The 10,405-nt window shown below is 38.0% G+C and carries 9 protein-coding genes and 1 pseudogene; 2 read left to right on the top strand and 8 right to left on the bottom strand.

Annotation, left to right across the window (positions count from 1 at the left end; all coding sequences use genetic code 11):
- Positions 1 to 574: 574 nt before the first annotated feature.
- From ACFO6W_RS18795 to ACFO6W_RS18760, 8 genes and pseudogenes are all read right to left on the bottom strand, one after another.
- Entirely contained in the window at positions 575 to 1,078 is a 504-nt protein-coding gene (locus ACFO6W_RS18795; protein ID WP_379999253.1) for a hypothetical protein, read from the bottom strand.
- The gene (locus ACFO6W_RS18790; protein ID WP_379999251.1) at positions 1,069 to 2,313 is read right to left on the bottom strand and encodes an AAA family ATPase; all 1,245 of its coding nucleotides are present in this window, start codon (positions 2,311 to 2,313) and stop codon (positions 1,069 to 1,071) included. The genes ACFO6W_RS18795 and ACFO6W_RS18790 overlap by 10 nt, the downstream gene beginning before the upstream one ends.
- 226 nt (positions 2,314 to 2,539) lie before the next feature.
- Positions 2,540 to 4,936, bottom strand: coding sequence for a ParB/RepB/Spo0J family partition protein (locus ACFO6W_RS18785; RefSeq protein ID WP_379999249.1), 2,397 nt, complete (start codon positions 4,934 to 4,936; stop codon positions 2,540 to 2,542).
- Positions 4,933 to 5,268, bottom strand: coding sequence for a hypothetical protein (locus tag ACFO6W_RS18780; RefSeq protein WP_379999247.1), 336 nt, complete (start codon positions 5,266 to 5,268; stop codon positions 4,933 to 4,935). Before ACFO6W_RS18780 ends, ACFO6W_RS18785 begins: the two co-directional genes overlap by 4 nt.
- 21 nt (positions 5,269 to 5,289) lie before the next feature.
- Positions 5,290 to 5,562 (bottom strand): hypothetical protein, encoded by a 273-nt coding sequence (locus ACFO6W_RS18775; protein ID WP_379999245.1) that lies wholly within the window; start codon positions 5,560 to 5,562, stop codon positions 5,290 to 5,292.
- Between the two features lies 1 nt (position 5,563).
- Complete coding sequence (locus ACFO6W_RS18770) at positions 5,564 to 6,619, bottom strand: ArdC family protein (protein ID WP_379999243.1); 1,056 nt, start codon at positions 6,617 to 6,619, stop codon at positions 5,564 to 5,566.
- A 393-nt stretch (positions 6,620 to 7,012) separates the two neighbouring features.
- Positions 7,013 to 7,741 (bottom strand): NYN domain-containing protein, encoded by a 729-nt coding sequence (locus tag ACFO6W_RS18765; protein WP_379999241.1) that lies wholly within the window; start codon positions 7,739 to 7,741, stop codon positions 7,013 to 7,015.
- A 93-nt stretch (positions 7,742 to 7,834) separates the two neighbouring features.
- Positions 7,835 to 7,936: pseudogene (locus ACFO6W_RS18760) on the bottom strand (histone H1); the annotation flags it as partial.
- Between the two features lie 129 nt (positions 7,937 to 8,065).
- On the opposite strand from ACFO6W_RS18760, the gene ACFO6W_RS18755 reads away from it, so the two are divergent.
- Both ACFO6W_RS18755 and ACFO6W_RS18750 read left to right on the top strand, forming a co-directional pair.
- The gene (locus ACFO6W_RS18755) at positions 8,066 to 8,989 is read left to right on the top strand and encodes a tyrosine-type recombinase/integrase (RefSeq protein ID WP_379999239.1); all 924 of its coding nucleotides are present in this window, start codon (positions 8,066 to 8,068) and stop codon (positions 8,987 to 8,989) included.
- Positions 8,986 to 10,137, top strand: a complete 1,152-nt coding sequence (locus ACFO6W_RS18750) for an IS91 family transposase (RefSeq protein ID WP_379999236.1) — start codon at positions 8,986 to 8,988, stop codon at positions 10,135 to 10,137. Before ACFO6W_RS18755 ends, ACFO6W_RS18750 begins: the two co-directional genes overlap by 4 nt.
- The last annotated feature ends 268 nt before the right edge of the window (positions 10,138 to 10,405 follow it).

Genomic DNA, 10,405 nt, shown 5'->3' with positions numbered 1-10,405 from the left:
TTTGCAAATGTACAGGGTTACAAAAAGCGAATCAAGACGTCATCGCGGAGACGCTTACCAAAATCTTCCATTAGAATAATAAATATTAAGCACAATTCCAGTTTTGTTCTGTCTTTAAGAATTGTAATGCAAAGATAAGCCAATAAAGAACGTAGGTCAATAATTCATAAAAGAAAAGAAATAGAAAATAGGGACACGATATATATCAAAATATATATGCAGAGGTTAAGGCAGGCAGCTTTTGTTCCCCTTAAAGACCGGATTTATTATAATTGAGGGCTTTTCGTATGACTCTTTTGTACGGATAATGACAAGAGAAGCTCGTCCCGCTATATGCGTCGGAATCGGCTTTGCATGCTATGTCCCGTCGGCCCGTAAATGTAGTGTTCAAAACGTCAAATTTTTAACAGGAAATACGACACGAAGTGTACGAGGTGTCGTATTTATTGTTAAACCCACAGGGCCTGAATTTGACCGGTGAAGAACACAAATATAATTTTGCCGGCAAGCGGACATAGGCTAAAGACGTATTCGGTGTAGTGTGGAATTAGTAGTCTATGTAAAACCATCGTAATTATAACCGGACTAATTTTGCTATAATAAGCCCGACTTTTGTTTCATCCTCAAATTTTTCCATAGAGATCATATAATTTTGGCTGAAATTTGGCCGCTCTTTATTACAAATCTGTGCCTTCAGATTATATTCGGATATATTATAGTTCTGGCTAAAGCAGTTAATTGTAGCTTTCAACTGACGGCAAGCTGATGAAACCCACCCGCTGTACTGGCGTTCTTTTAGTTCTATAAAATGAACTGAATTATTATAATGTAAAAGGCAATCACACTTATTTTCGATAGATCCATCTTCACGAAAAATAGCCAAATGATTGTCAACCGGATAAAAATCAACTGTCATTTTAGATGGATTTTCAACTACTCCGATCCAGGCTAAAGGATTTTGAATATCCAAGTAAGCAGGCGCGGGTACTTGGCCTGGAAGAGTTTCATCATCGCACAAACCGAATGATTCCGCATCTGTTGAAGCTCTAACTGTAGGTTCAAAAAAGTCTATCGGCATTGTCTTTCTATTTCTTTAAGGTCTGAAAATAGATAATTGGCTTCGGATAACAGATTATTCAGGTAATTCTCATCTGAAGGCAACCCTTTATAATTTTCTAATACCGATATTATACCATTAGCTGCTATTTCATAAATAACTATATCTGAACTGCTAACTGTCGAATTAACAGGAACAATATGATTTACCCTTTCTCTGAGTTCTTCTGTAATCTTTGGATTATCCAATATCATTTTAGCTTTTATTGCCAACGTCAGGTAATTTATGATATAGGGGCTATGGGTAGTTATAACAAGTTTATTCCCAACCGAAAGATTATTGTAAGACAAAAGGCTATTTAATATACTTCTCTGGGAAGATGGAAAAAGATTCTGCTCCGGTTCTTCTACGATATTTATAAATGCTGTTTTGTTGAAGCGGGCGGATAAAACAGACAAGGCAGCCCGGCGTTGCTCATCGGAAAGAGAGTAATCTGACCAAATAGTAGAAACACCATCTTTGAACCGTTGCAGATCCTCGCTACTCATATCAGTTGCATTTTTTGTTTGACTTAAAATGGAATTTGCCAGATAATCTGTCACAACAAACAAAGGTACTATTGACTGGAAACCACTGGAAGATTCATGCAACTTAATCTTATAGTCTTCTCCTTCAATATAAGTAATATCATTTTTTTTATCGTAATTCAGATATGCATTATTGATAGGTAATTCCATGGGTGATTCCAATGACTTTAATGCCAGGCCGAATTCTGTTGTCAGTTCCAAAACAGGCTCAGCTATTTGCCTTAATTTACGGGCATTACCATCCTGTACATTACTGATAAAACTTCTTTCAGCAGGAACATACATTACTTGAGGAAGCTTATATATTGAATTCTTTTTCTCCTGAACAAAAAATTGCCCGTTTTTATATTGCATGGAATAGGACTCGCCTTCGTATTCGATTTCGGCTTTATCAATTCCTTCTTTATTATAGAAATAGTTCTCTATCCTGTGATAGGCACAATAAATATCTTTGAATCGCCCGCTTCCGGTAAATTCCTGTGCAGTATAATCACCCCGGGTAAGCGCTTTCTCTATCCAGGTAAAAGTCGATATTAATTTGGCAATGCTGCTTTTACCGGTACCTTGATTTCCGATAAACAATGTGATTTTTTGTATTTCGATCCAGCCTTCATTTTCTTGATAGCCATTTTTTACCGGACCAAAATTGCGTATTCTGATTTTACTCATCTAAGTTTAAATTATTGGATGAACAGATGTTTTATTATTTAAACATATATAATCCTATATTATATAAATATATAATTATACAAATATATACTGAAACATTCAAAGATACATAATATCATTCTATTTTGATTGAATAATAGATTTGTATGCATAATATATGAAAATTATACCCAGCTGATATTTATTCTTTCTGTTTATTTTAATACCAGCCGGGTGTATTCTCTTTTTAAATGGCAGGTACTGCTTTTTCTGCTTTATCTTTTAATGTTTCCAGCTGCTTTTGAATTTTCTGGTATTTCTGATTATAGATATCCGTATGTTTCCGCATGATATCCATCGTTTTTTCCTTGAAGTGTTGCTTAGAGAATTCTATTAACAACATCATCCTCAGATTATGGCCTGTGTGATTGATCAGATTCTTTATTAAAAAGTTTCTATACACAAGTGCCTTTTGTTCTGCAGTCAGAGTCTTGATTATCTTATATTTTTCATCGGCAGTCAGAACATCCTTTTTCTCATCTGTATATCCGAAAGCCGGAAAATATTTTTTATCCAGGTAGTCCAACATCATAAAAATAAGCAGTTCATCTTCAAATACTGACAACTGCCCGTTATTGATTTCTGAATTTTGTAATAGGGAGGATACTTCTTTGGCTGCATTACGCGTTGCTGCCGTTTTATTTTCCTGATCCTGCTTTTGCAGATTTTCCAGTGGGTTCAGGTCCTTTCCTTTGATAACCTCTACATACCTGATTCCGGGGTTATTATCACCCACATAGATAACCTTCTTTATTTTACCTGATTTTTCTTTTTCTTCGAGTTCTTCCATTTCCTTATAGAAAGACATCTCTTCTATCGTGTATTCTTCCAGAGCCGCCTTGTATTCCTGATCCGATTTATAGCTATTTTGAACAGGAGGTAGTGGTTTTTCAGGGTATTCTTCAGCTTTCATTGTTCTTATATCGACACCGATCTCCTTCATGTCATTATTAACGGTATCATTCATCTTGTCATAAGGAGCTATACAAACACTTATTTCCGGATATTTCTCGGATACCACTTTACAGAAATTTATGGTAAACTTGCTCTTTTTCTCCTGTAAACAGGTGTTGTTCGTACATCGCCCTGATTTCTCTGGAAATAGTTCATAAAAGGCTGTATTGAACTGGCATTTTTCACATTCTGACTTTTCAAAATTAAACTTCGACAAATCATTGGTATACAGCTTTTCGATCCGTTCGGTAAAATCTTTTAATCCCAGTTCTTTCCAATTGTTTTCTTCATGGCTGAAATATTCCTTGTAAATTTGTTTTTGTATAGTTTTGGAATATTTTGCAGTTTCAATCCCGATACCGAGCATGATGTCGTCTTTTTCCAACAAATTTCTAAATTCGTCTATCAGGCGTTGTAGTCTCAGGCGTTTACGGATATAAGATTCATTTTTACCTGATTTATAACAAATATCTTCTATACTGTAACCTCTGACATCCATCAGTTTTTGGTAAGCATCGGATTCTTCGATAGATGTCAGGTTTTCCCTGTTGATGTTTTCGACAAGTGTAATCTCCAGTATCTGTTCATCCGTATATTCCCTGATAATTGCAGGTATCTGGGTTTCTCCGTTCAACTTGAAGGCCCTGTAACGGCGTTCACCATTTACAATTTCGTAACCATCCCCTTTTCCACGGAGCGTAATCGGGTGCAACAGTCCATGTTCTTTGATGCTGTGAGCTAGTTCATTTAATTCTTCCTGATTGAATTTCTTTCTTGAATTCTCGGGATTAGGCGATATCTGGTCTATTCCCACTAAAAATACTTTTTCTGCTTCCATAAGTCGGTTTTCTTTTAAATTGGGTTCTTTAATAATTTGATTTTTTTCGTTTATTTTTTGTTTATTCAGGCGTTCATCCCGGTATGCTTCTGTTAAGCCTACAATACAGACCTCACAAATCCATTTGGTATGGTAAAACGGCTCCAGAATGTCTTCCCTGTGCAGCATATCAAAACGCTTCAGGTATTCTACCAGCATCTTCGGGCGTTCTTTATTCATATAATCCTTTGGTATGAGAAGTACTGCCCTACCCTCGTCACTTAGGGCAGAGGATAACCAGCCGAAAAATGAGATTATATCTTTTTGTTCATGTGGCGGATTGGAAACGATCAGATCATAATAGCGTCCGCTTTCCTTGTCACGAAAGTCATACAATTCAAATTTTGCCTGCGGATAAGAAAGTTTACAAATCTCTACCATGTCCGGATCATTATCGAATCCGATGACATTCAAATTGTTTAATAACAGGCATTTTGTCAATTGCCCTGTTCCGCAACAGGCATCCAGCACGAGGTTGTCTTTAGGCAGGAAGTTATTGGTCAGTTCTGCAATCTGGGCTGCTGTTTTCTCGGGTGTCAGGTACTGGCTGTTTTGTACGCCGTGCCGTTTCTGCCGTTCAATCATTGCCTCGTACAGCCAGTTGAAGGCCGTACAATCGAAAGGTAATTCCCCGAATTGCTTCTTGTATTTAACTATATCCAGAATAGTATCCGGATAATTGTGTTTCCTGTTTTTAAAATAGGAATTATTCAGGGCATATTTTTTACCTTCTATTTTTTTTATTGTATTCATGGTTTCCGGATATTGGTATTTGTTTGATATTTCTCGGCAAGCTTATCCGTCCATTTTCCATTCTCATAAATATGGTGCTGGACCAACTCATTAGATATTTCATAGGTGATGACCTGTATATACAGGTCTTTTCCCGTATAATTACCGGTTATATCCTCCATCAGTTTTTTAGGGAAAGGTCCGTGACTTGTAAATTCGAGATCACAACTTCCATTTTCAGTTTCGATATCCGAGTAACACTCGAAATTCTCGGATATTTCTTTTACTGTTTGCTCCAACACCGATTTGTCTGCACTGATTATAACTGCAATATTGGTACATATATTTGCCATCGTTTTTTATCATATTAGTAATTATAAATTATTTTTATCTATCATTTTATAGAGCTTTCGGACTTGTTCCAACCTGTTATTATTTAAATAAGCATGCCAATAGCGGTACTTGCGGCTCCAGCGGAAATTATAGGTCCGTATTTGCTTGCGATGCTCCGGTGGCGGTTTAATAAAGAATACCAGCATGATTTTTTTCTCCTGCATCCTGATAATCAGTTTTAAAAAATTCTTGTCAGGAGTAACCTGTCTTTTACGGTAGCATTTACGTACAAGCCATTTTAGTTCATTATACATATCAGTCCACAATTACAAGTTCATCGGAGAGGACTCCTTCCTTCTGTTTCTTAACCGGTACAGCATCCGGTTTTGCAAATTCCCCGAACGGATTAAATTCCATTTGGATACACATATACTTGACAGCCTGTATTACATCGGTCAGCACATCCATCAAAAAGCTGTTATCTTTATGCAGGGCCTCCAGCCAGCTCTTTAAATAAGAAGCATGGTCTTCCCGGATCGTCGTTTCTATACCCAGATAAAATCCCATCAATGCAGCGGATAATTCGGCCACAAGCTCTTCTTTTGCATAATCATCAGTTCCTTTAGTTGCTCCTTTCTTGATCCGTTTCAACCGGTCTTCATGTCCCGTGGAATGGGTCATCTCATGCAAAGCTGTACCATAAAAAGCTCTTTTATCCGGGAATTGCGTTTTGTAAGGCAGCACAATCTTATCCTCTGATGGTGAGTAATAGGCTCTGTTGGATAGCCTCTCCTGTATCGGGCATACCCAGGATTGGTCAGTAATCACCTTATCCAGTAGGCTGTTATTAAAGTTATCATGATCTTCACTCTGAACAGACACTTGATGTTTCAGAAGTAATGAAGCCCACTCTTCCGGGTATTTCTCATTGTAATCGGTCTGGTCGAGGTTAAATACATCATAACATTTAGGAGTCATAATTAGATAATAGTTTCCTTTTTCTGTTTCCGGAAGCTCTTCATATTTCTCAATAGAGATCCTCTCCTGCAACTTTGGGTTATAATACATCCAGGCAATATGGTAAACCGGAAATGACTGTGCTCCTTTTACGATGTGGATACCCAGGTTGTTTGCTTGGAGAAATGTGAGAAAAACAGGCGTTCGGAAATCAAAATACATGGAATAGATGAGTAACATCAGTGTATTACCCCCACTGTAAAAACGTCCCGTAATATTAGAGGGCAGGTAATCCTTGCGTTTGACGGCCAACCAGGGTTTAGTCCAGTCTTTTCCTACTTCTGTGATACGCCCGATCATCAGGTTCGTGAATTTCTCCGCTGTTTTTTCAAGCCTTTTGTTATTGATCTTCATAATACACTTATTTAATGAATATTATGCGCCATATTAGGCAGGCGCTTTACCTTCAAAGGCCCAAAAGTCCGGGGCCGGGAAACACAAAGATTTTCGGGCAAAATACACTCTGTTAAGAGTGGAGATTTTGCCCGAAACCGGTAAGGGAAATCTTTGTTTTCACGAATTAGCCACGGAATAACTTTGCCTTTGAAAGGTGAAGCGTCCGATTAAACACAGGAAGAGATTTTACCTTGATTCTTAATTAAGGATATTGCGGAGAGTATATTTTAGGATTATTATATTGGGGGGGAGTAAAATAGATTTAAAATGGCATAATTGAAACAGGGAATGGCTATCTGGTTTTATATGCGACCAGATTAAACTTATTTTAATATCAATATTCTGATTGATTTAACTTTTTCGCTCAACAATATACATTCCTTTAACATCTGTCGGAACAATTAAATAAGTCCCCAATTTCTCATAAATTTCTCCCAAGGTTTTACAACCATACCGGCGGGGTTTGTATTTGGGCAATAGTTTCTTTATAGCCATACCTAATTGGGAAAGGGTTACTTCAGATTTTCCATCATTAGACGCATTATTATATGCTTTCTCAAACAGATGAGCCTCTTTCTTGAGCATCGAATCCGGCGTTTCGTTGTTTGTGGATTTTATTGAAGTTGTATCGGTTTTATCTGAAAACTTAAATTCTTTGCAGGAGTTTATAAAGGATTCCGGGGTCTTATTTTCACCATAGCCCAGCACCAGCATGCCTTCTTCACGTATACGTTGAGCCAGGAGTGTATAATCACTATCGCTGGAGACAATACAAAAGCCATCGACAGAACCTGAATGAAGTAAATCCATCGCATCTATTACCAAACTGATATCGGTCGTATTCTTTCCTTTTACATAAGGCAAAGCCTCTATTAAACGGAATGAATATTCCCTAGCTGGCTCTTTCCATGATGACAGGGCAGGTTTGCTCCAGTCTCCATAGATACGTTTTACTGTGGCTTGTCCATAATGTGCCGTAAACACCAGTAATTCGTGTATTTTTGAAACAGAGGCATTATCTGCATCGATCAATATCGCCAGTTTTACGTTCTTATTGTTGGATGGAATCTTATTTTTCATATAATATAATTCAGCATTTGAAATTTGTATACAGATAACAATAAAAAAGAGTAACTTTTAAAAGTTACTCTTTCAAAGATAAGCGATACTTGCTTACTTTTTGCTTTGGTCGATAGATAATTTACGAAATTCTTTCAATTTCTTTTCTATTTCAAGAGATACTTTTCGTGCGCGTTGCCCGGCTGCTTTGTTATTATGTTAATATTGACATAATAATAATTGTACTAAACCTACGGTAGTTTTCATATAAGAATATATAGTTCTATTCTAACTCATTGTGTTGCTTTGCATGGAAATTTAGTTATTCATTTAAATTTAATTTCTATGCAAAATCAACAAAAAAAGTGTTCCGTCTTCAGGGATGAAAATTATGTGCCTATTGTAGAACAGGCCTGCAATAAAGTTACCGGTTTCAGGGAACTGTATAAAGAATTGGAACGGTCTATAACGATTAATGGCAAGAGTAAAAGCGCCCTTGAAAATTATTCGCGTCAGTTAGCTCATCTGGCTCTTCACTACAATCGGATGCCATTGGAGCTGGATGCGGAAGAAGTAATGGATTACCTATATCAGGTAAAAAGGAATGGAGAAGCTTCGGATTCCTTCTTCAAGTTCACAGTGCATGGAATGCGTTATGCCTGTAAAATGCGGGGATTGGATTACGCTCAATTCGAGTTGCCTTCTTTAAAAGGTCCTAAAAAGCTGCCGGTCGTTCTAAACGGTTCAGAGATAAAGGCCCTGATTAGTTCCTGTAAATTACTTAGACACCGGCTTATTATAGGTTTGTGTTACGGATGTGGACTTAGGAGCAGTGAAGTACAACATCTGGAGCCATCCCATATTGATTTGGAACGGAAAATGCTGCACGTGCATCAGGGCAAAGGCTTGAAAGACCGTTGTGTACCGCTTGGAGAACTGTTGCCCAGGGGAATTACCAGCTATCTTGACAATCATGTTCCCGTAAAATACATGTTTGAATCCAAAACAGGAGAGCCTATGACGGGGAACGGCATCCGGTGGGTTGTGAAAAATGCAGCACGCCAGGCAGGAATTATCAAAGATATTTATCCTCACACCCTTAGGCACTCTTTTGCGACCCATCTACTGGAGAATGATGTAAATATCGTACATATTAAAGATTTGCTGGGACATAAGCGAATAGAAACCACCCTTATTTATTTACAGGTAGCCCGGCCCCAATCCGGTAAAATACTTAATCCGCTGGATATCTTATACGGATTAGAATGACTACTGCTATCCATGAGGTTGCCGATATACTGAAACAGCATTGGACCTCAGTGATAGAAAACGGAAAATTGAATACTTGGCAGTTGCGTATCCTCAATGCGGTAAAAGATTGTAGGACGGCAGCACTGGGAGCCCATGTGGATGGTTGTACGCAGTGCGGATATTTACGGATTAGTTATAACAGTTGTCGCAATAGGCATTGTCCAAAATGTCAGGGAATACAACGGGAAGATTGGATACAGAAGAGAGAAAGCGAGCTTTTACCCGTACCTTATTTTCATCTGGTGTTTACATTGCCCGATACGCTTAACCAGCTTTGTCTGTATCAAGGCAAAATACTATATAACCTTTTCTTTAAGACGGCCTGGAGTGTATTAAGCAGTTTCGGTAAAGATCATAAATGGCTGGGTGCCGATATGGGAATGATCGCTGTCCTGCATACATGGGGACAAACAATGAGCCTGCATCCCCATTTACACTGTATAGTACCCGGCGGAGGCCTTACCCGGCAAAGCAAATGGAAAACGGTCAGATCCAAGGGAAAGTATTTATTTCCCGTAAAAGCTGTGAGTAAGGTCTTCCGCTCACGGTTTATCGAAGAGCTAAAAAAGGTACTGCCTGATGAAATGAACCGTCAGGTGGTTGCAACCCTTTATAAAAAAGATTGGGTAATATATGCAAAACGACCGTTCAGCGGACCACAAAGTGTGATTGAGTATCTGGGTCGTTATACGCACAAAATTGCTATCAGTAACTATCGGATTAAAAACATATCGAAAGATAAGATAACCTTTAGCTACAAGGATTACAGGAAAAACGGACTAAAAAGGGAAATGGAGCTTGAACCCCTTGTCTTTATTCACCGATATGCTTTGCATATTTTGCCGAAGGGATTTGTCCGTATACGTCATTACGGTATATTAAGCAGTAGAAGTAAACTAAAATGCCGTATTGAAATAAGCAAGCAGATAATCAGCTGTGATGCAATAAATACTAAACAGCACCACCAATTATTTAATCCGAAAGAGTGTCCTTGTTGTAAGCAGGAAACCCTGAGAACCATCATGTGTTTCAACCGCAGAGCACCGCCGGAAAACTGGGCAGAGCTGGCAACGATAATTTTAAATAGCTATCAACCATCACATTGAAGTCAAATGCACAAGCATAATGGGGAACATATGTCCTACTGTGAGCAATTGTTGACAAATAATCCTAAAACACTTATAATAGGCATGTAAAAGGAAGTCAAATAAAGCTTGCAAGCCCCTGAATAATTTAATCTTTACCTTGGATATAGCACAAACAAAATATCTGCATGAATTATTTACGGATAGACCTGTCCATTAAAAACCCATAATAAAAGACCGATATACTTGCCCGGTTTCGTACAAGCAGGCTTCATTTTTCATGCTTCGC

The organism is Dysgonomonas termitidis (assembly GCF_042654545.1).
Lineage (GTDB): Bacteria > Bacteroidota > Bacteroidia > Bacteroidales > Dysgonomonadaceae > Dysgonomonas > Dysgonomonas termitidis.
This window is presented reverse-complemented; position numbering and strand designations above follow the sequence as displayed.